This is a genomic window from Dokdonia sp. MED134, assembly GCF_000152925.2.
Lineage (GTDB): Bacteria > Bacteroidota > Bacteroidia > Flavobacteriales > Flavobacteriaceae > Dokdonia.
On record NZ_CP009301.1, the window covers coordinates 858,184 to 879,636 of the forward strand.

Annotated in this window: 14 protein-coding genes; 5 read left to right on the forward strand and 9 right to left on the reverse strand. The window is 36.5% G+C overall.

Going from position 1 to position 21,453, the window contains the following annotated elements:
* Nucleotides 1-224 precede the first annotated feature (224 nt).
* The 4 genes from MED134_RS03775 (at nt 225) to MED134_RS03790 (ending at nt 6,849) form a co-directional block, all read left to right on the forward strand.
* The gene (locus MED134_RS03775) at nt 225-3,533 is read left to right on the forward strand and encodes an ankyrin repeat domain-containing protein (RefSeq protein ID WP_021778691.1); all 3,309 of its coding nucleotides are present in this window, start codon (nt 225-227) and stop codon (nt 3,531-3,533) included.
* Nucleotides 3,534-3,699: 166 nt separating this feature from the next.
* Complete coding sequence (locus MED134_RS15355; RefSeq protein ID WP_021778690.1) at nt 3,700-4,212, forward strand: SHOCT domain-containing protein; 513 nt, start codon at nt 3,700-3,702, stop codon at nt 4,210-4,212.
* Nucleotides 4,213-5,055: 843 nt separating this feature from the next.
* The gene (locus MED134_RS15185; RefSeq protein ID WP_148305629.1) at nt 5,056-5,643 is read left to right on the forward strand and encodes an AraC family transcriptional regulator; all 588 of its coding nucleotides are present in this window, start codon (nt 5,056-5,058) and stop codon (nt 5,641-5,643) included.
* Nucleotides 5,644-5,733: 90 nt separating this feature from the next.
* Complete coding sequence (locus tag MED134_RS03790) at nt 5,734-6,849, forward strand: nuclear transport factor 2 family protein (RefSeq protein ID WP_021778688.1); 1,116 nt, start codon at nt 5,734-5,736, stop codon at nt 6,847-6,849.
* Nucleotides 6,850-7,044: 195 nt separating this feature from the next.
* On the opposite strand, the gene MED134_RS03795 is transcribed toward MED134_RS03790, so the two are convergent.
* From MED134_RS03795 to MED134_RS03830, 8 genes are all read right to left on the reverse strand, one after another.
* Complete coding sequence (locus MED134_RS03795; RefSeq protein ID WP_021778687.1) at nt 7,045-8,550, reverse strand: carboxypeptidase-like regulatory domain-containing protein; 1,506 nt, start codon at nt 8,548-8,550, stop codon at nt 7,045-7,047.
* Nucleotides 8,551-8,555: 5 nt separating this feature from the next.
* Complete coding sequence (locus MED134_RS03800) at nt 8,556-9,953, reverse strand: CsgG/HfaB family protein (RefSeq protein ID WP_021778686.1); 1,398 nt, start codon at nt 9,951-9,953, stop codon at nt 8,556-8,558.
* 8 nt (nt 9,954-9,961) lie between these two features.
* Nucleotides 9,962-10,369, reverse strand: coding sequence for a curli production assembly/transport component CsgF (locus MED134_RS03805; RefSeq protein WP_021778685.1), 408 nt, complete (start codon nt 10,367-10,369; stop codon nt 9,962-9,964).
* A 13-nt stretch (nt 10,370-10,382) separates the two neighbouring features.
* Nucleotides 10,383-11,144 carry a CsgE family curli-type amyloid fiber assembly protein gene (locus MED134_RS03810; RefSeq protein ID WP_021778684.1) on the reverse strand — a complete coding sequence of 254 codons (762 nt, stop codon included), beginning with the start codon at nt 11,142-11,144 and terminating at the stop codon, nt 10,383-10,385.
* Nucleotides 11,145-11,175: 31 nt separating this feature from the next.
* Nucleotides 11,176-11,673 carry a hypothetical protein gene (locus MED134_RS03815; RefSeq protein ID WP_021778683.1) on the reverse strand — a complete coding sequence of 166 codons (498 nt, stop codon included), beginning with the start codon at nt 11,671-11,673 and terminating at the stop codon, nt 11,176-11,178.
* A 116-nt stretch (nt 11,674-11,789) separates the two neighbouring features.
* The gene (locus MED134_RS03820) at nt 11,790-13,316 is read right to left on the reverse strand and encodes a hypothetical protein (protein WP_021778682.1); all 1,527 of its coding nucleotides are present in this window, start codon (nt 13,314-13,316) and stop codon (nt 11,790-11,792) included.
* Nucleotides 13,317-13,996: 680 nt separating this feature from the next.
* Nucleotides 13,997-16,264, reverse strand: coding sequence for a beta strand repeat-containing protein (locus tag MED134_RS03825; protein WP_158407699.1), 2,268 nt, complete (start codon nt 16,262-16,264; stop codon nt 13,997-13,999).
* 336 nt (nt 16,265-16,600) lie between these two features.
* Nucleotides 16,601-18,784 carry a glutamine synthetase III gene (locus MED134_RS03830; protein ID WP_021778680.1) on the reverse strand — a complete coding sequence of 728 codons (2,184 nt, stop codon included), beginning with the start codon at nt 18,782-18,784 and terminating at the stop codon, nt 16,601-16,603.
* 312 nt (nt 18,785-19,096) lie between these two features.
* Between MED134_RS03830 and MED134_RS03835 the strand changes: the two genes are divergently transcribed.
* The gene (locus tag MED134_RS03835) at nt 19,097-20,107 is read left to right on the forward strand and encodes a glutamine synthetase beta-grasp domain-containing protein (protein WP_021778679.1); all 1,011 of its coding nucleotides are present in this window, start codon (nt 19,097-19,099) and stop codon (nt 20,105-20,107) included.
* A gap of 225 nt (nt 20,108-20,332) precedes the next feature.
* Here the strand turns inward: MED134_RS03835 and MED134_RS03840 are convergent, their stop codons facing one another.
* Nucleotides 20,333-21,280 carry a calcium/sodium antiporter gene (locus MED134_RS03840; protein ID WP_021778678.1) on the reverse strand — a complete coding sequence of 316 codons (948 nt, stop codon included), beginning with the start codon at nt 21,278-21,280 and terminating at the stop codon, nt 20,333-20,335.
* Nucleotides 21,281-21,453: the final 173 nt, after the last annotated feature.

Here is a 21,453-nt window from a genome sequence, read left to right on the forward strand (position 1 = left end):
ACGCTAAAAATCAGTTTTTTCTTACATCAATATTTTACCAAACTCTCTTCATTCCAGTAATTTATGCCTTAGTCTATTTGAGTTTTTTCTTTGCTTATTTATGTCTACTTTCAAGGTTCATTAACCATTCTATTTATTAAATCTTATACACCTTGAACAACTTTCTTTTTAATAAAAGTTACTACATATTACATATCGCCCTCCTTTTAAGCTCACTCTCTGCGATGAGCCAAGATGATGGACTCAAACGACAAGATGTTTTGGGGCACGGCTTTGATGTGCGCTATGTAGATGCCCTAGACTGGGGCTCCTCATCAAAAGGTAAACTGCTTTTTAAGGGTGGCTCCTCTACAAGTAAGATTACCTCATCTCCTGCTGTGTCTTATCATTTTGTCACCACACCTTATGAGTATGAGAAGGAACTCTTGCGCACAGACTCTCTAGACAGCCCTTTTCAGGCTATAAATAGTCACGCATATTATGAAGCCTTTGAGGCAGACGGCAGCGACAAGCTACTCTTTGTATATACTCAAAAGAGAAAACCTATAGAACGTAAATCTCTACGCACAAGCTCTACGAAAACATTAGACAGTGCGATGGTGGCAGATTTTTCAAGACTGGGGCGTGATATTACACCAGAGGGTTTTATACATAGATACGGGACTCATTATGCAGACCAAGTTGTATACGGTGGTATATTTTTAAAAAGAAACCTCATTAAAAATACAGATTATATATACTCACCCTACGAGAAAGATGAGTTTCAACAACAGGTTGTAAAAGATATTATTGCAACTCATACAGGAGCTAGTGATCCAGATCCATATATAAATGCTGGGCAAAGCAACACCTATACCATAGGAGGTAATAAAGATGCACAATGGTTTACAGACTGGGAAGGTACCGTATCTCAAAATAGTAAGCCCATAGAGGTCACATTGCAAACATTTTCAGAACTCTTTAGAACGGTATCTATGCCAGAGGTTGTAGACAAGGCAAAAAAAGTAAGAATGCTAGATAGTGTTATAGAAGTCGCAACTGCCTATGCTCAAAAGGCCGTACAGCGACCAGTAACAAGTAAATATTATAAAAAGTACTCCCTACGCTTTAAGCAAGATCTCACTAAGATTATTAAAAAAAATATGGGAGGTGAGAATGCAACGAGCACAGACTACACGGGAGATATATTTTTTGGTGGCTTTTCAAAAGACGATGCTATACTTGATATAAAACCGCTTATAGAGCTGGGTGGTCTCCGTCTTGAAACCCTTATTACAGACGAAGAAGTGCTTCTAGATAGAAACGTCATAATCACCATAAAAGCCGAAGACCTTAAAAGAGGCTACCTAAGTGTATGGGATGATGCAAAAAAACTTGTGAAAGGAGGCGGTAGGACGCGCTTACGAGTTTCTGGTACAGAAGACGCAAAAACCTATTACAAAGACATATTAAAGCAAAAAGTAGAAAAAACCATCGAGCTAGAAACGATTGATAAGGACATCTATGATATCACCTATACCGCAGAGCTTATTAAAGACGAGGGCCTTATTGAGAACATCACGACTACTTATAATTATGTACTAGATACAGAGCTTGTTGCTGCTGCTGCGACCGGTAATATCCCATTACTAAAAGACTTATTTAAAAAAAATGGAAACGTAGGAGCAAATGGATTACTACAAGCCATCATTACTAATAAACAAGATAACGATGTTCTTAACTTTGTGTTAGATAATGGCGTGACACCTACTACCGAAGATCTGGATGTAGCTTTTGAACCTAGAAATTTTGAGAGAGAAAAAGCACTCATCCTCTTAGAACGAGGAGCAAAACCTAAAAATAATATGATTTATAAAGCGGTGGCTTACAAAGAGGCAGATGTAATTTATGCACTCTTTAGAGAAGGAGCCATACCGAGAAACAATGATTTAGCTTATGCACTCGAGCTCTACCACTACCCTACTGTAAAAGCGTTAATGAGTGAAGAGTTTGAAGAATTTGTAGCAGGTAAAAACGAACTACTTCTCGCTGCCGAAAATAATGATGAAGATCTCGCTCAGAAATTTGTGCAGCTAGGCTCTACCGCAGATGCCTACATACTAGACAGAGCTACCCAGCACGATAATATGGCTTTGCGTAATGTTATTGTACCTGTTACCGAAGCAAGCGGAGAAACGCTTGAGGTCGTAGCCAAACTAAATGATACAGATCTCTTTAATTATTTCGTTAAGAAAGAAGCAAAACTTGATTCTAATCTCGCAGCAGAGGTTGCGGTAGATAACAGTAACACAGCCATACTTGATATGGCGCTTAAAAATGGAGCTCAAGCCACAGAGATACTCACCTATGCTATTGAAAAAGATAACAAACCCGCAATAGAAGTATCATTAAAAAACAAAGCCGTTGCAGATGAGGTTTTCTCATATGCCGCAAAGTCTCAAGATACACAACTCTTTAATGATGCCCTTAATACGTACAACGGTACTCCTGCTGTAGCACTAGAGGCTGCCGTACAAGAAAACCGTGTGATGCTAGCGCAATCTGTGATAAGCACAAAAAGTGCCTCTATAGATGCCACTCAGACATTAGACCTTGCCGTCTCAAAGGAAAATCTCGAGATGGTTGAGCTACTTGTGCAAAACGATGCAGACCCATCTCAAGGTATTAAAACAGCCGTATCCAGAGAAAACGAATCTATTACAGCTTTTCTAGTGACCAAGGGAGCAGCTACGGCAGACCCGGCGCTATTACAAGAAGCTGTAAAAAAAGAAAATCTCGCCATATCAAAAATCCTTATAGAACAAGGACAGGCTAATGTAAGCGAGGCTATTGTAGATGCTACAGAAACCGGTAATAAGGAAATTACTGGCTACTTACTAGAGAAGGGTGCAGATACAGAAGAGGCTCTAAACGCTGCTATGGAAACTAAGGACGAAGATATTATTCTTCTCATCTTAGCAAAAACAGAGCATATCGACCCGTCGTTTATCTCTACTGCAGCAAGAAAAGGAAACCTCAAAGTTGTACAAAAACTTATAGAACGAGGTTTAAGTACAAGTATCGCTCTAGAAGACGCGATGCGTTACAAACAACTAGACGTTGCAAAGCTACTGCTAGAAAGTGGAGCAAAACCCACACAATATGACTTAGAACTAGCTATCAAATTTAACTTCATAGATGGCACCAAGTTAGTTCTAGAAGAAGGTGTCACACCTACACAAGCCTTTGGGAATGGATACTACCCATTACATCTGGTTACAGAAACGTATGAAACTACAGATAGTGATTTGATAAAACTTCTAATATCTTATGGAGCAGATGTAAATGCACAAAACAAAAGAGATGAGACTCCATTACACCTAGCTGCTAGTGGCAACGAGAATGCACTTCCCACTGTAACAGCTTTACTTGAGGCAGATGCAAATGCACTACTCACAAATATGAACAATCTTACTGCTTTGGATTACACCACTAACAAGACTCTAAAAAACGTTATCAAAAAAGCACAAAAAGAAGCGCGCAAAAAGTCTTAAGGTGAGATTACATTTCTAAAATTTATAAGTACGCTTTCGCGAAAGCGTACTCATATGTACTACCAGAGATAAAAACTTGCTATTAAAAGTAGGAATACTCGTATATTTATTCATCTATTCACATATAGTAATAAAGATTAACAAGTAGTACACTAAAGGCGTGACTATGAAAAAAATAGCAGAAATAAAAGGGGTAAATGGCAATCTAATAGTGTGTGAAGATTGTCTAGTTATAAATAGAAATAATTTTAGTGGGATATTATCTGGTTTTAAACACAAGGATAGAGTAAAGTACTATTATTATAAAGACATATCACATATAGATTACAGAAAACCTAGTATATGGGGTGATGGTTATTTTAGAATAAATATGCCTTTTTCTACAGAAAATAAGGAAGGTAAAATAGGAATAACTGGGGCTAACCTGGCAATGGTAAAAGACCCACATACAATTGTAATTGATTCTACTTTTTTTAGAAAAAAATCAAATGAGGTTCATACTATCTATAAGTTAATTATGTCCAAAATGTCAAAAGCAAAAACATCTAGCAATACTGTTTTAAATATTTCAAAAAACAATAGACTGGATGACCTTAAAAAACTGGGCGATCTAAAAGAAATGGGCGTACTCACTCAAGAAGAATTTGAACTAGAAAAACAAAAAATTTTAAATAATTGATTAAGTAGATTTTTAATGTTCTATTGTCAACAATCTCGCTATCTCAAATCTCATCCCTCACTTTACCGAAAATCAAACAAATAGTAGTCTTCAAATACAGATGAGTAATCTTAACGCTCATACACGTAAATATTTCGAGTTTAAAGTATCTCATAAATGATAAGTAATACATAAATTTTTAAAGAGATGATTTTTACGCTTTCGCAAAAGCATAAACTCCTTTTTAATAACCATATAGACTCATAAGCAACCATAAAACCTCTGAATAAATGTATATTTAAGCCATAAATGGTAAGAAAACAAAAACTGCACTGAGTTACAAAACATCGCAAACACCTATAATTAAAAAGGTGTCACACAAAAAATAGCACATTGAATCTGGATAATAAATTAATATTTTTCTTTAGCGCACTAGGTGCTTTTAATAGCATTGTATTGAGCATATACTTTTTACTTTTTGCTAGACCCAAAAAAGGCTCAAATTACTTTCTTGGAGGGTTACTCATAGCCCTAAGCATAAGAGTATGGAAGTCTTTATTCTTTTATTACAACCCATCTCTCTCTAAAGTGTATTTGCAAATAGGACTTTCTGCCTGTTTTCTCATAGGTCCCTTTTTATATCTCTACATTAAATCTAAATACCTGAAAAAGGGCAAAATAAACAAACTCACAAACACGCACCTTTTATTTACTGTTGTGCTCATTTTATGTATAGGGATTATATACCCTTATAAAAACAATATAGACCTTTGGGTTGATTATTTTTATTACATCATAAACTTACAATGGCTTGTTTATATTATCATTTCTGCATTCTTATTAAAACCAGTAATTCATAAGCTTATGACAAGAGATCATAAATTAGATTATAATGAAGTCTGGCTTGTTAGTGTTTTCTTTGGTGTTTTATGTATTTGGATAGCTTATAATACTGCTTCATATACATCTTATATTGTAGGTGCTTTATCTTATTCATTTGTTTTTTACCTAACTGGTTTGTTGATTTACCATAAAAGAAAAAAAGAGTTTGTGGTATCTATGAAAAAAGAAAAGTATGCAAATACTCAAATAGAACAAACTGAGGTAAATCATCTTTTAGAAAAAATTGAATCAACACTTGTAAACGAAGAGTTGTATAAGAATCCTAATATCACGATGCCGCTTCTAGCAAAAAAGATTAATATTCGTCCACAATTATTATCACAATTGCTCAATAATAATTTAAGTAAGAGCTTTTCTCTCTTTATAAATGAATATAGAATTGAAGAGGCAAAAAGACTATTAAAAGAAAAACCTCATTTAAAAATTGAAACCATTGCCGAAGAGTGCGGGTATAATTCAAACAGTACATTTTATGCGGCTTTTAAGAAGATAACTCAAACCACACCCTCAAAATATATAGCCCAAGAATCTAACCTTAAAATGTCCTAATGTATACATCAGGAATATGATAGTATAAATGTATTACCCTTAAAGTGACCATTTGAACTAAAATTGTAACCTAATCAAATTACAATTTTTATGAAAAATTCACTTTTATTTTTAATCCTTATCTTTTTCTATTCAGTGACGTATGGTCAAACTGAATCACACGAAATCAAAGAAGTACTTTTTAATTACATAAATGGTACATCATACAATAAACCCGAACTTATTGAAAAAGCTTTTTATCCAGAAGCAAATCTCTTTTTAGACAACAAAGAAAACAATTTATGGATTGTCCCTATTAAAGAATATCAAAGCTGGTATAAAAACAAAAAGCAAGGAGATTTTAATGGAAGAATAGGCAATATTGTATCTATAGACTCTACAAACAACATTGCAACAGCAAAGGTAGAAATACTATTTCCTGATGATAACTCAAGGTACATAGACCTATTTATATTAAAAAAGATAGACAATAAATGGAAAATCATAAGTAAAGCCGCTACAAAAGATAGTGGCGCTGCTCTTTCTGATAAAATTCTTTTCATAGTTTCAAATGCAGCACATTATGGAAAGTCTGACATTTCTACAGGAAACAGCTTCTCAGAATTAGTAAATGCCTATAGTACTTTTAAAAGTGCTGGTTATACAGTAGATTTTGTGAGTCCAGAAGGGGGTACTATTCCACTTTCATATATTGATACTTCAGACTCGTTAAGTATGTCATACCTATATAATTCTGATTTTATGTATGCATTAAAACATACCTATAAACCAGACGAGATAACACCTCAAGACTATAAAGCGGTACATTACATAGGTGGAGGTGCAGCAATGTACGGCGTACCAGAGAGTCAAGAAATTCAAAAAATAGCAATGGCCATTTATGAGCAACATAATGGTATCATTTCTTCTGTATGCCACGGGACTGCGGGTATCGTAAATCTCAAAACAAAAGACGGAAATTATCTCTTTAAGAATAAACTCGTGAGTGGATATCCAGATTCGTTTGAGAAAAAGGATGCAGCCTATTTTAAACATTTCCCATTCTTGATACAGAAAACATTAGAAGATAGAGGCGCTGTGTTTAAATTTTCTCCTAGAAATAATTCTCACGTAGAAGTAGATGGAAGATTAATTACAGGACAAAATTATCTATCATCTCGAGACGTTGCCTTAAAGATAATTGAACAGTTAAAAGTCTTAAATTGAGATTGTATATATAACGCACCTAATTATGCTTTCGCGAAAGCGTAATTATATTGATAATGTAAAACACCGCAAGATTTGGTTAGCCAAAACAACAGAAGAGAGCTAAACAATCAAAACAAAACTCTTTGATTTTACTTGAACAAAAAAGCTCCTTTATAATGATATAAAGGAGCTTTTAGTATTAATATCTCTAGCTTATTGCCAGTCTGGCATAGCTCCATCCTCTACAAGGGTTGTTCTAGATGCATCGCCTAGTTGTGATGTTACAATATCACGTACAGATACCTCATCATTAGGCGTATTTGTATAAACAATACCCGCATTAGTAGGTGTAAAGCGAGGGTCTAGATCATTTGTTCCGGCAGGTTTATCTCCAGACTGGTCTACTGGAGCATTTCCCGTGCCTAACTCGTAGGTAAATACACGTGTGTCTAGTTGTAAATAGTTAGGATTTTCAAATTCTGAAATGTCTCTTGTAAACACGATAGTACTACCGGTGATAGAAATATCAAGGCCTCCTAGGGCTCCTTGAAAACCTGTTACAGCAGTCTCTATAAGGTTACCATCTAGATCTAGCACAAGAATCTCTGCCGCATAACCAGATACGTTATTAGTTTTTATAACGAAAAAATCGTTAAATCTTGCTCTTTCTACTTCTGTGATAAAACTACCATCTGGCGTGGTATAAACAAGTTCTAACCCTCCTCCATCTGTATTTATAGAAAATAACTTATCAAAACTAGGGAAGTATAATTTCTCTCCAGTAGGTTCCCAAGCAAAGTCTACTTCTTCTAGATTAAAACCATTTACAGGTTGTGATGCTGTTACTTGAAAAACGTCACTACCATCCTCATTCATAGTAAATAATTGTGTCTCTCCTCCTACGGTGCGTAAGAAAGCAATTTTATTTACTTCTGTATTACGTCTAGGTCTAAAACTATTAGACGATTGCGAGGTAAGAGCAAGGGGGCCTAATCCAGTTTCAGAACCGTCATCTGTAGAATAGATTACATTATTACCGTTACTCTCTTTACGTACAAATACTAATCTATTATTAGGCTCATCAATGGTATTAAAAGAACTAAACTCACTATTTACATCTGGGTTTATGCCATCATTTACTGTTACTTGCCAGAAGTACTTAGTAGAAAATGCAAGGTCATTTACTGATAAGAAGGTATCACTTAAGTTTTGAAAATTGAGTATTTCATTAGTCATATCATTACGTAGTTCTAGTTGATACACTAACTCATCAAAAGGATCTGGATCTGTTACTGTCCAAGTAAAAAGTACGTCTTGAGCCACATCTTCTGCCTCATCTGCCGGAGTGACTAAAATTGGTATAGACGGCGCTACATTATTGGCTGTTTCTGGTTGCAATTCAAAAATAACGTTTGTAGTAGCTCCCTCTGTAACCGTTGCAGGCTCAAAAGCGGTAATAAAATCACTCTTTTCTGCTTGCACAGAATAATCTCCTACTACTACTTCTCCAAGATCAAAGCTTCCATCTTCACCTGTAAAAACAGTATTTGATGGTGGATTTGTAGATATTTTTACATTTGCCTGTGGGGCATTATCTCCTTCAAAGACTACCACCCCCGTTATATTACCGATACCTGTTTCTCCTAATGTTTCTTCACTACAACTTACTAGTAAGCTTAGTGTACAACATAAAAAGAATATATATAAACCTGTTTTCATTTTGATTAATTTAATGGGATTACCTCGTCTTCTACCTCTTCTTTTTTATCTTTTAAAATGCTATATCTCAAACCAAAACCAAAGTTGAAGTAAAAATCATTTCTTCTACCATTTATGGCAAGGTCTACATCATCTACAAAAGTCAAGTTCTGTTCGGCAAATAACTTGAGCCCTACTCTATCACTTACTTTGTAAAGTACGCCGCCACCGTACTGCATTTTGGGAGCGCTTACATCATTATCTCCAAAAAGGTAACCACCTCCAGCATAGATAAAGGGTGTAAAATTATCTGTAGGTAAAATTTCATAAGTAAGATTGAGGTTAAGACTTGTATATGCTTGCTCAAACTCATTACCCGCTTTAAATCTTTGATACCTCCCGTTAAAATGTAACCCAAATGTAGAGCCAAGAGCGGTCTCGTAACCGAGCTGCGCAAATTCACCAAATTTCTTATCTGCCAGATCACCATCAAAAAGGTTTGCTCCTATAGCAAAGTCAAAATGTGAGTTTGCAACATTAGGTTTATACACTCTATCATATAAACGTGTAGATTCTTCTAGTTCTTTTTCTTTATAATATTGTGCTACTACCTTTTCATTAAGTTCTCTACCCTTACTAGTAGACCATAAATTATCTTCTATACCTTCTATAATAAGACCTCTTACAGATTTTTCTATAGCCTCCTTTATTGCTAGTTGTACAGGTTCATTACGTGTAAAACCAGTCTCTACCTCTAGCAGCCTCTGAAAGTTTACATATTTAAACAAACTAGCATCAAGTGATTGTGACAATATGGTTTTTGACACGTAAATAGTTTTTAAAATCTCACCACTTTGAGTATTTATTGCTCGTAAATAAACAGTGACTCTATCCTGACGGTATTGTGTAGAACCACTTATACCAAAGTATCTTGCACCTAGTCCCCCTGTTATAATATTTGTATCATAAGAAACGATACCTCCTTCAAGCAATATACCTGCAAATAAGAGACCTGGTAATCTAGGTTCGTTTGGGTTTGTGGTTTTTCTAGCTTCCTCTCTGGTTTGCTTTATAATATTACGCTCTTGTAATAAATTACCCAGGTTTTCCCTTTCTAAGGTTCTAAACCACTTAGAATCTTCAAGCGCTTTTAATAATATAGCGGTTGAGCCTTGCGTTACCGCTGTACTAAATGTACTTGCAGTCGCACTTGCCTTAAATTGCCCTGTAAGATCTCTAAAATTATATACACCTACGTCTATCCTTCTAGATGTAGGAGGTAACGCCATAAGAGAATCTGTAGTTGCGAGTTTTTCTCCAGTTCTTGCCTCTTCTGGACCCAATGGCTGGTTAAAATAAGTACCACAGCTTGAGAGTGTGCTAAGCATTAAAACTAAAAGACCTGTTTGTAAGATATACTTCATAATTGCTTTTAGTTAGGAACAATAACCTGTGTGGTCTCCCCTGTATTTATATCTAATATGTTTATAACAAGTCCTTCTGCAGTTTGAAAAGCCTCTACTTCTAGACTACCAAATGTAAACGTACCTTCTTGTAGCTCTCCATCTTCTCCAAATAGTGACCTTGTGATACTATTACTTATATTGTTAAGTAGTGTTCTATTAATATCTTCTGTAAATCGCTCAAGGTCGGTTTGTTGTGCAAATGGATCTACCGCATTAGGATCTGTAAATGAGTTTTGAGCATCTGCAGATGATTGTAGCCAAGCATAGTTAAATGAGCTTCCTCCAAAGTTCGGGTTTTTAGGAGTATATACAAGCTGCTGTGAGAAGCAACCACCTGTTACAAACAGTCCTGCGATAAGTATAAAACTTTTCATAAGTAGTCTGGAATTAATATGATGTTAAGAGTTGTTTTGTTCTTGCTAGTTGATTAAAATGTCCTTGAACCTGTCGTATGCACTCCTCTGAGGCTTTCCTCAAAAACTCATCTCTAGGCTGTGCATTAAACTTTACAATTGTAGTCGTTCCTTCTATTACTTTTATAACGGTACTCCTACCTAGTCCAAAATCTTCTTTTATAATAATATCCTTAGACCATTTTATATTATCGATACTACACTTTTGAAAAAAGTATCTATAAAAATCACGACCTGCTTTTGTTTTAGTATCTTCTATAATTAAACCCGTGAGACCTATAGACTGCCCTTGTTGTAATGCCTGGCTTAATATAGTACGCTCTCCTACTTTGGGTATCTCATCAATAATTTCGGCAACAATGACGCGATCCTTACCTATTAAATTTTCTCCATCGTAAACGAGAAGTAGGATAAGTGCGTCCTTACTTTTTTCAATAAGCATTGCATAGTCATTGAGTATGACTTTTTGTGAAGGCTCAATTACAAACCTTCCTTCTGCCTCTTCTTTTTTGGGGTTATTTGTACCATCTCTTTGTATAATTGAGAATTTGTACCGTATGCTTCTGTTTAAACCTGTTAGGTTAGAAGCATTTGCTGTTATTAAATAAAGTCCATTAGACTCAACTATTTCAATTTTTGCAGCAATTTCTGTATTGTAGAATTTTTGCGCCTTCACCGTATCTGTTAAGAATATGAGCGCAATAAGTAATATGTATGTACTATAGCGTAACATCATTAAAGTATGCTATTATGAGCTAAGTAATAAACTAGTTAAACTGACGAACTATCACTGCTTGACCTGAACCATTACCTGTCTGAGTTACTTTTATAGGTCCAGAGGTACGGCTGGTGCCATATCTTTCTAATTCTAAATTATTTCCTTTTTGAATCACTTGCATACCAGATCCAGATGCATTGCTTGTAGAAACATCTATTACTGAATTTCCATTTCCTAATTGATACACGCTCTCTGAAATATTATTACCTCTTAAGGCAATTGCAACATCATTACTATTACCATTTTGAGAAACTGTAACAGAAGAACTAGATGAAGCAATATTTACATATGATGAGTTAGCTTGACCTACTTGTTGAATCAATACACTATTATTAGGAAAATTATTATTTACTCTAGGTAATTGCTCTGTAGCTACAAGGTTAACAATATTAGAACGACTTATAGTTTCTGGTGCAGCCTCATTAGTCTGAGCAGCTAGTGACACAGTAAAAAGAAATGCGAAAATTAATAAACTATAGATTTTCATAATTTTTTATATAAAGAAAAGGGTGTGTGAGATTTATTGATCACTACACCCTTTTCAGGTTATTTTTAATCACTCTTAAATGTAGTGATTATTTGTGTCTTAAGAAATATTATTTCTTAGAATCCAGCTTGAAGTGTAATAGATCCGTTTCCAGCTCCTAATTGCTTAGTATCTGCGTTGTGACCAGTTCCTAACTGTCCAGTTACTTGACCGTTTAAGAAACCATCTTGATCAACATTTGAAGTGTTTCCAACTCCTAATTGTCCAACTGCAGATCCATTAAGAATACCGTTCTGATCTACTGTAGATGTATTAAACCCACCAGCTTGACCTACTAATGATCCGTTAAGCGCTCCTGTTTGAGTAACTGAAGAACCATTTCCAAGACCTAACTGCCCTACTATAGAACCATTACCAAAACCTGTTTGAGCAACAGTAGATCCGTTTCCAATACCAGCTTGTGCTACTAGAGAACCGTTTGCAACACCTGCTTGTGCTACTAGTGATCCATTAAGACCTCCTACTTGACTCACTGTTGAGTTATTAAGAGCTCCTGCTTGTAATACTGCAGATCCGTTTCCAGCTCCATCTTGTGATACTATAGAACTGTTTGCAGCTCCTAATTGTGCTACAAAAGATCCATTAGAAGTTCCTACTTGATCAACATCAGAATTATTTGCAACTCCTAATTGTAATACTAAAGATCCGTTTGTTGTTCCATCCTGCTTTACGTCAGAAATGTTACCTACACCAGCCTGCGCTACAAAAGAACCGTTACCTGTTCCATCCTGCTCTACGTCAGAATCATTTGCTGTACCTAACTGAGCTGTAATAGCACCGTTACCTGTACCATCTTGATCAATACTACTGTCATTAAAAGTTCCAGTTTGAGTAGTAGATGCAAAGTTAGAATCACCTTTCTGTGCGTGATCTGTCATATTATCATCTCCTAACTGTGTATTAATAGAAACGTTTAAGTCTCCATCTTGACTTTCTAAAGAAGTGTTACGGTTACCTGTTTGAGTACTAGTTGCAGAGTTCATATCTCCAGTTTGAGTCTGAGTAGCATCATTGCGGTTTCCATCTTGGGTAATGAATGCCATATTTGCCTCTCCTCTTTGCGTTTGAGATGCCATATTACGGTTTCCATCTTGATCTATGTCTGCAAAGTTTCCAGGAGCATTTTCACTCATACTAGATTGATCTTGCATAGCCGTGTTGCGATTACCATTAGAGTTTATAAACGCCTGGTTATTATCATAACGTTGCTTTTGTGAAGCAGTGTTTCTGTTTCCTAACTGGACTGTAGAAGCAACATTGTCTTCTGCATATCCAACTCCCTGGTCTATCGTAGCGCCGTTACGATTACCTACTTGTAATACACCAGCTGTATTACGATCACCCTGTGAAGATACATCTGATGCGTTACGGTTTCCTAACTGCACTACAAGAGCACTGTTAGAATCTCCACCAGCCGCGTTGTTTCTACCATCTTGGTCAACTACAGAGGTGTTGTTTCCTCCTACTTGAAGAACTCCAGATGTGTTAAGTGTTCCTCTTTGATCTACATCACTGTCATTGTTTTGTGCAAAACCTACAGTGCAAAATGCGAGTGCCGCAGCACTTAATAATAATTTTTTCATAATAAAAAGGTTTAATTAAAAAATATATAAATGGTTAATAAATACAGTTTAATAATGGCCATACGCGTCAACAGCATCATCTATAATGTGCGCTATACCAATACTTTTATTACGGGGGAGTTATATTACGTGGGGGAAGATCGTTTTGTAATACAGTGCTAAATTATGCAAATTGTTGTCTTAGTCAACATCGAAACCTAAGTTTTCGACAAAGGGAAGCTTACTGTATAACTTAAATCTTTAAACCACCAGTAAAAACAGGGTCTCACAAAGAAGGGGCAAATACCCTTTAATAAACACGGTCTAATGAGATTAAGATAATTCTTACAGATATAACTGTTTGTTTTTATTCAAAATCAAATAGTTACAAGTTAAAAATTCACTTCACACAAGTGACAAATAGTAAGTTATTACCTTACTTATAGCACTTATTTTATTAATCATCACATATGCTCTAAGTCTATGGACCTACCCTAAAGTACCCTGTAATGAATTACGCTTTCGAGAAAGCGTGTATAAACAATATAAATTCTTAGCTAGGCTTTCCAGCTTAAATGAAAAAAGCACCGCGAGGCGGTGCTTTATCCATTCATATAATTATTATGAAATAATTATGTAGTTGGGTACGGAGATTCTAAGGGTATACTGCGCATACCCACGCAGTATGCGATTATCATTTATTAGAACCCAGCTTGTAATGTTATAGAAGCGTTACCTGTTCCCACCTGAGTAGTAGTAGCTGTGTTACCAACTCCTAACTGGCCAGTGATCTGAGCATTTGCAGTTCCATCTTGCATTACTGTAGATGTATTTCCAAACCCTGCTTGACCTACTGCAGAAAGATTAGACATACCCATTTGTGTAACTGTAGAGATATTCATACTTCCTAATTGACCTACGATAGATAAGTTACTATCTCCAGTTTGGGTCACAGTAGAAGTATTACCACCAAAGAAACCACCAGCTTGAAGCACAATAGACCCATTGTCATCTCCTGTTTGGGTAACCGTAGAGGTATTATCTACTCCAAACTGACCTACAAATGAACCGTTATCATCTCCTGTTTGAGTTGTAGTGGCTGTATTACTATCGCCATTTTGATCTATAATAGAAATGTTGTCATTTCCTAATTGAACCGTTGCTGCAGTATTGAAGTCACCTACTTGAAGTGTCTCAGAGTCATTGCTGTCTCCAGTTTGAGTTGCACTTGCAGTATTGTCATCACCATCTTGAACTATCTGAGCAAAGTTTTCGTCTCCAGTCTGTTGTATTCCGTGAGAGTAAGGAGTTGTCAACCCATTTGCAGTGTTACGGTTTCCAGTTTGAGAAATAACACCTTCGTTGTCATCTCCTATTGATATGATACCTGCATCGTTATCATCTCCCATTTGATCAACAGTAGCAGAGTTATTATCACCAATCTGCTGAACACCAAAGTAAAGACCATACGTGTTGTTACGATTACCAGTCTGAGTAATACTTAAATCATTATTATTACCCGTTTGTATGGTTATTGCGAGGTTATCATCACCAACTACAACTGTACTAGCCTCATTAAAATCCCCCTGTTGCCAAGACCTGCTATTGTTTCTATCCCCCGTTTGAGAAACAGAACCTATGTTGTTATTACTTACTACGGTAGGATTAAAGTAACCACTTTGAAAGATTCCAGCTCTATTATTATCTCCTTGTTGATCAATATCAGAATCGTTATCATCTCCTGTTTGAATAGTTTGAGAAGTATTCATATCACCTAGTTGATCTACACGAGCTTCGTTCTCATTTCCGTCCTGATCTACATCTGCATTATTAAAGTTTCCAACTTGCAATATATTAGAATCATTATCGTTTCCATTTTGATCTACAGTGGCAACATTGTCATCTTGAAACTGACGAACAACAGATTTGTTATCATCCCCATTTTGATTTACAATAGCATCATTACGATCTCCAAAACCACCGCCTTGGATAACTCTTGAATCGTTGTCATTTCCTATTTGATTTACATCAGAATCATTGTCGTTTCCTCTTTGACGAGTATATGAATCGTTATCGTTTCCAGATTGGAATGTATCTGCTAGGTTACCATCTCCTTCCTGAATAGTTTCTGCATCATTACGATCACCAAATTGTAAAGAATAGCTCTGGTTATCATCACCAGTTTGAACATTATATGCTTTATTGTCTACTCCATTTTGAGTCATCCCATTAATGTTGTTATCACCCATTTGATCAGAAGAAGCGTCATTACGGTCTCCATTCTGAGCGATATCTGAACTATTATTGATTCCCAACTGATCTACGTCAGACGTGTTATCATTCCCATTCTGAACCACTTTAGATCTATTAAGATCACCTGTCTGGTTTTCTGTACTTGCGTTATTATCTCCAAATTGCTCAAGAGTTGCTAAGTTTTCTTCTCCTCTCTGTACTTGTGTACCTGTATTATCATCACCATCTTGATCTATAGTAGCAGTACTACCCATAGCGCCGTTTGTTAATGTAGACTGGTCTTGTGTTGCCGTGTTATCATCTCCTACTTGAAGTATTCCTGCGGTATTATTATCATAACGCTGCTTTTGTGAAGCGGTATTACCGTTTCCTATTTGTAGTGTTCCAGCAACGTTATCTTCAGAAAAACCTACACCTTGATCAATATTTGCACTGTTACCTAACCCAAACTGAGCAACCCCAGCTAGGTTACGATCTCCTAGTTGAGATATAGTAGATGTACTAGCTCCTACTTGCAGTACTCCTGCCACGTTACTATCTCCTCCAGCCGTAGCACCTGAGTTTAATCCATCTTGTGTAATTGTAGATGTGTTACTTCCTAATTGTAAGGTAAGTTGTCCGTTTGTTGTTCCCGTCTGGCTTACTGTACTAGTATTCTGTCCAAAAGCAACAGAACAAATAGCAAGTGCAGCAGCGCTCATTAGAATTCTTTTCATAATAAAAAAGTTATTGATTAATATATAAATGGTTAATAAAAACACGTCAATATAGGCCAACAACAAAAACGTCATCATCATCAAAATGTGAAAGCCAAAACTTAATACTACGGGGGAAGAATACTCAAAGAGGGAAATATAGGTAAGAGTATATGTGCAAGTTAAGAGTGATTTTATAATATATGATTATAAAATGCAATGTTTTCGACTAAGTGTAAATTACTCATTTACAAGCACACCAAAAACTCAGTAGATAGGCTAAGTCTCAAAAACACAAAGCTTATCACCGAGAAATAATTTCAAAAAATAATTGAAAAATCTTACAGAAAACTATACTTAATTTACAAAAAGAAGCTCTCTATATTTTGGTAAAGGCCACAAATCGTCTTCTACAAGTAATTCTAGCTTATCACATTGTTTCCTAATAAGTTCAAAATAAGGCTTTACTTTATCGGCATAGTCAGCTGCTTTTTTCTCTAACTCAAGACCATTAGATTTTTTACGTACATCAATCATTTCTGTAATAAGTGTATTAACACTCGCAATGTGATCTGATAGGGCTTTTATGATGGATGTTTGCGCTTTCGCGAAAGCGGAAAACTCTTCTCCATAAATACTTTTAAGTCCTTGTACATTATCTATAAGTACATTTTGATACCGCAAGGCTGTAGGGATAATATGATTACGCGCTACATCTCCAAGAACACGGCTCTCTATCTGTATGCGTTTTACATACTCCTCGAGCTCTATCTCATAACGCGCCTGTATTTCTACCGTATTCATAATCTGTAGTGAGTCAAAAAGCGCTACACTAGCTTTGCTCACTCTAGCCTTTAAAGCATCGACTGTTGTCCTGTTGTTGCTAAGCTTGCGTTTTTTTGCTTCCTTTTCCCAAGAGTCACCATACCCGTCACCTTCAAATCGTATCTTCTTGCTGTCCTTAATATACTCGCGCAGTACATTAAAGATGGCATCATCCTTTTTCATATCCTTAGTATCTACCAGAGTATCTACTTCTTTCTTGAAAGCTATAAGCTGTTGTGCTACTATAGCATTAAGAACTGTCATAGGGTTTGCACAGTTTGCAGTAGCTCCTACTGCTCTAAACTCAAACTTATTACCTGTAAAAGCAAAAGGTGAGGTACGGTTGCGATCTGTATTGTCAAGTAAAATCTCCGGTATTTTACCTATAACATTGAGTTTAAGTTCTGTTTTCTCTTGTGGAGAGAGTTTTCCATCTGTTACCTTTTCTAGTTCGTCTAGTACTCTAGTAAGTTGTGAACCTATAAAGACAGAGATGATTGCCGGTGGCGCCTCGTTTGCTCCCAGTCTGTAATCATTACCCGCACTAGCAATAGATGCTCGTAGTAGTGCCTCGTGCTCATAGACAGCTTTTATGGTATTTACAAAAAAGGTTAAAAACTGTAAATTCTTCATAGGTGTGCTACCTGGGCTTAAAAGGTTGACACCCGTATCTGTAGCTAGCGACCAGTTATTATGTTTACCACTACCGTTTATACCATCAAATGGTTTCTCGTGAAAGAGGACTTTAAAATGGTGACGCTGTGCGACCTTTTGCATAATATCCATAAGTAAGGCATTATGATCTACCGCCAGATTTGCCTCTTCATATACCGGAGCCATCTCAAACTGATTAGGCGCTACCTCATTATGTCTTGTTTTTACAGGGATACCTAGCAGTAGACATTCTTGCTCTAGCTCTTTTAAGTATGCTAGCACACGAATAGGAATAGAACCAAAGTAATGATCATCCAGCTGCTGTCCTTTTGCCGCGGCGTGACCTAGAAGGGTTCTCCCAGTAAGTGTTAAGTCTGGTCTCGCAGCGGCAAGTGATGCATCTACAAGAAAAAACTCTTGCTCCCAGCCTAATGTGGCAGTTACCTTATTTACATTTTTATTAAAATAGCGAGCAACATCTGTTGCGGCCTCATCTATTACATTAAGTGCTTTGAGTAGCGGAGTCTTAAAATCCAGCGCCTCTCCAGTATAAGCTACAAAAACTGTAGGTATACAAAGTGTGTTATCATATATAAATGCGGGCGACGTAGGGTCCCAGGCTGTATAACCACGTGCTTCAAAAGTATTGCGTATTCCTCCGTGAGGAAAACTTGAGGCATCTGGTTCTTGCTGTGCAAGCTGTGCACCATCAAATTTATCTATGACGTGCCCCTCTGGTGTAACTTCAAAAAAAGCATCGTGCTTCTCTGCAGTAGCACCAGTAAGCGGTTGAAACCAGTGTGTGTAATGAGTTGCTCCTTTTTCTAGCGCCCAAGATTTCATACCCGTCGCTATAGCATCTGCAGTGATGCGATCTATATTATCTCCTTTACGTATAGCCGTTTGTACACTATCAAATGTGGATTTTGATAAATACTGTCGCATAGCCTGCTCTCCAAAGACACTAGACTTATATAAAGACGATGGTCGTCCTAGTGATTCAAAAGTAACTGCAGGTCTATGTTGTACATCGTGTAGTGCTTGGAAACGTAATTTTGACATAACTTTTTATGACTATATGATAGTGGTTCTCATTAATATAGGTCACTATCGTGTTTATTTAAATTGTTCATACTATTAAGATTTACTCTTCTGCATTAGACAAAGAGTTTACAGATTCAACCATTTGAGACCTTAAAAGCATTGCAAATATAAGGGATTTACAAAAATATGTCTCTTTTTTTACACACCCCCTAAAATTTAAGGGGTTGTTAATAAGATGGTGTAATTTTTAATAAATCAACCCTATAAATAGCACTGCATTTCAAAATTATTTTATCTTTGCCCTCGTTAACTCAAAACATTAATGCTATTATGAGCAAGTCAAAATTAGAATACATTTGGTTAGACGGGTATGCACCGACACAAAATATGAGAAGTAAAACTAAGGTTGTAAATGACTTTAGTGGTAAACTAGAAGATTGTCCAGTATGGTCTTTTGATGGTTCTTCTACAAAACAAGCTTCTGGAGGAGCATCAGACTGTCTTTTAAAGCCAGTTGCAATTTACCCAGATCCACAACGTACAAATGGATTTTTAGTAATGACTGAGGTTTTAAGTGCAGATGGTACTCCGCACGAGTCAAATCATAGAGCAAAAATAGATGATAACGATAATGACTTCTGGTTCGGTTTTGAGCAAGAGTATTTCATTATGGATACAGCTACACAACTACCATTAGGATTTCCTATAGGTGGATACCCTGGACCACAAGGTATGTACTACTGTTCTGTAGGTGGTAAAAACACTCACGGTCGTGACTTTGTAGAAGAGCACGCAGATCTTTGTATAGAAGCTGGTCTTAACTTTGAAGGAATTAACCAAGAGGTTGCTTCTGGACAGTGGGAATTCCAACTTTTTGCAAAAGGAGCAAAAAAAGCAGGAGATGAGATCTGGATTGCTCGTTACCTACTAGACCGTCTTACTGAGCAGTACGGATGGTACATAGATTACCACCCAAAACCAATAAAAGGAGACTGGAACGGTTCTGGAATGCACGCAAACTTCTCAAATACAACATTGAGAACGTGTGGATCTGAAGAGACTTACAATACAATATGTGAGGCTTTCCGTCCATTTACAAAAGAACATATAGAAGCATACGGAGCTCACAATGAGCAACGCCTTACAGGAGATCACGAGACTGCATCTATAAATGACTTCTCTTACGGAGTATCAGATAGAGGAGCATCTATACGTATTCCTATTATCACTGTAGAGCAAGGATGGAAAGGATGGCTAGAAGACCGTCGTCCAGCTTCAAACGCAGATCCATACAGAGTAGCAGGTCGTATTATCGAGACTGTAAAAACAGCAAAGGTTTAATTCTGATTTAATTATATTGTGAAAAATGCTCAACTTAGGTTGGGCATTTTTTTTTTGCGCTTTCGCGAAAGCGTAAACACGTCTTATATAATAAAACAAGGAGTTTTATCTATATCTATAGACAGTATACGATGACTTAAAATTGCCTATAGAAGACAACGTACATTCCTTGCAATTAAATAATTGAGAAGCCTAGATATTTATTTTATAAACGAGGTCAAGAAACTAAGCCGCAAATGCAAGCGCAATAAATAAGATATAGGCACCTACAAGAAATAAGCCCTTAAAACGACCTATTTGTAATGTTTTTGGTATAAATGCTAGTGGTAAGAGTGCAATTGCAAAGCCTAGCATCCAGTAAATATTAGTCCCTAATATAGCATCACTTGTGACCTCAATATCTCTTATTAAAGATGTAATCCCAAGAACAGATGCAATATTAAAAATATTAGAACCTATAAGATTACCTAATGAGATTGCTTTTTCCTTTTTGAGCGCTGCGATGACAGAAGCCGCAAGTTCTGGCACACTCGTACCTATGGCAATCACGGTAACAGAGATTGCATACTCACTAACACCTACAGCCGTAGCAAGATCTTTTGCTCCAGAGACTAGCCATTCTGACCCAAAATATAGCGCAAGTGCACCTATAATTAACCATATAAATATTTTAAAATAAGACGCCTGCCCTAGCCCCTCATCTACACCATCTGCATCTTCTTCTCTACTTTTACGAGCGCGACGTATTAAGAAAAACAAGTACACACCCAGCGCCGCAAGTAGACCACCACCCTCTACTGCTGTAAGCTTACCATCGTTAGAAAGTAAGAAGTAAAGCGCAAGTGAGAATAGCACCATCACCGGCCAGTTAAATCTGTAAAAATCTCGGTCTATGGCCAGGGCAGATATTACTGCCGTTATACCTAGCACAAGCCCTATGTTTGCAATATTAGACCCAATAACATTACCTAAGGCCATATCAGAACTACCTTCTAGAGCTGCCTGCACGCTTACCAGTAGTTCTGGAGCAGAGGTTGCAAATGATACAACTGTAAGCCCTATCACCATTTTAGACAGGTTCAGTTTAAAAGATAACCCCACAGATGCTCGTACCAAAAACTCCCCTCCCACTACTAACAGTACTAATCCAACTAGGATAAAAAATATGCTCATATAATGTTTTTTATTACGGCGAAGATAATAATTATACTCGCTCAGTATGCTGTCATTTATAAGTAGGTGATGTGGTATTATTGTTACGCTTTCGCGAAAGCGGAAAAAGACACTTTTTGAAGAATTATCAAATTATCTGCAATTTTTAAAACTACTCAAGATGTCGTAAAAAT

Bases quoted from the DNA above. Each gene is read 5' to 3' on its own strand.
- MED134_RS03830 (WP_021778680.1), bottom strand. From the start codon at position 18,784: ATGTCAAAATTACGTTTCCAAGCACTACACGATGTACAACATAGACCT.
- MED134_RS15355 (WP_021778690.1), top strand. From the start codon at position 3,700: ATGAAAAAAATAGCAGAAATAAAAGGGGTAAATGGCAATCTAATAGTG.
- MED134_RS03790 (WP_021778688.1), top strand. From the start codon at position 5,734: ATGAAAAATTCACTTTTATTTTTAATCCTTATCTTTTTCTATTCAGTG.
- MED134_RS03825 (WP_158407699.1), bottom strand. From the start codon at position 16,264: ATGAAAAGAATTCTAATGAGCGCTGCTGCACTTGCTATTTGTTCTGTT.
- MED134_RS03840 (WP_021778678.1), bottom strand. From the start codon at position 21,280: ATGAGCATATTTTTTATCCTAGTTGGATTAGTACTGTTAGTAGTGGGA.
- MED134_RS03775 (WP_021778691.1), top strand. From the start codon at position 225: ATGAGCCAAGATGATGGACTCAAACGACAAGATGTTTTGGGGCACGGC.
- MED134_RS03815 (WP_021778683.1), bottom strand. From the start codon at position 11,673: ATGAAAATCTATAGTTTATTAATTTTCGCATTTCTTTTTACTGTGTCA.
- MED134_RS03795 (WP_021778687.1), bottom strand. From the start codon at position 8,550: ATGAAAACAGGTTTATATATATTCTTTTTATGTTGTACACTAAGCTTA.
- MED134_RS03805 (WP_021778685.1), bottom strand. From the start codon at position 10,369: ATGAAAAGTTTTATACTTATCGCAGGACTGTTTGTAACAGGTGGTTGC.
- MED134_RS03820 (WP_021778682.1), bottom strand. From the start codon at position 13,316: ATGAAAAAATTATTATTAAGTGCTGCGGCACTCGCATTTTGCACTGTA.
- MED134_RS03800 (WP_021778686.1), bottom strand. From the start codon at position 9,953: ATGAAGTATATCTTACAAACAGGTCTTTTAGTTTTAATGCTTAGCACA.
- MED134_RS03810 (WP_021778684.1), bottom strand. From the start codon at position 11,144: ATGATGTTACGCTATAGTACATACATATTACTTATTGCGCTCATATTC.
- MED134_RS03835 (WP_021778679.1), top strand. From the start codon at position 19,097: ATGAGCAAGTCAAAATTAGAATACATTTGGTTAGACGGGTATGCACCG.
- MED134_RS15185 (WP_148305629.1), top strand. From the start codon at position 5,056: ATGACAAGAGATCATAAATTAGATTATAATGAAGTCTGGCTTGTTAGT.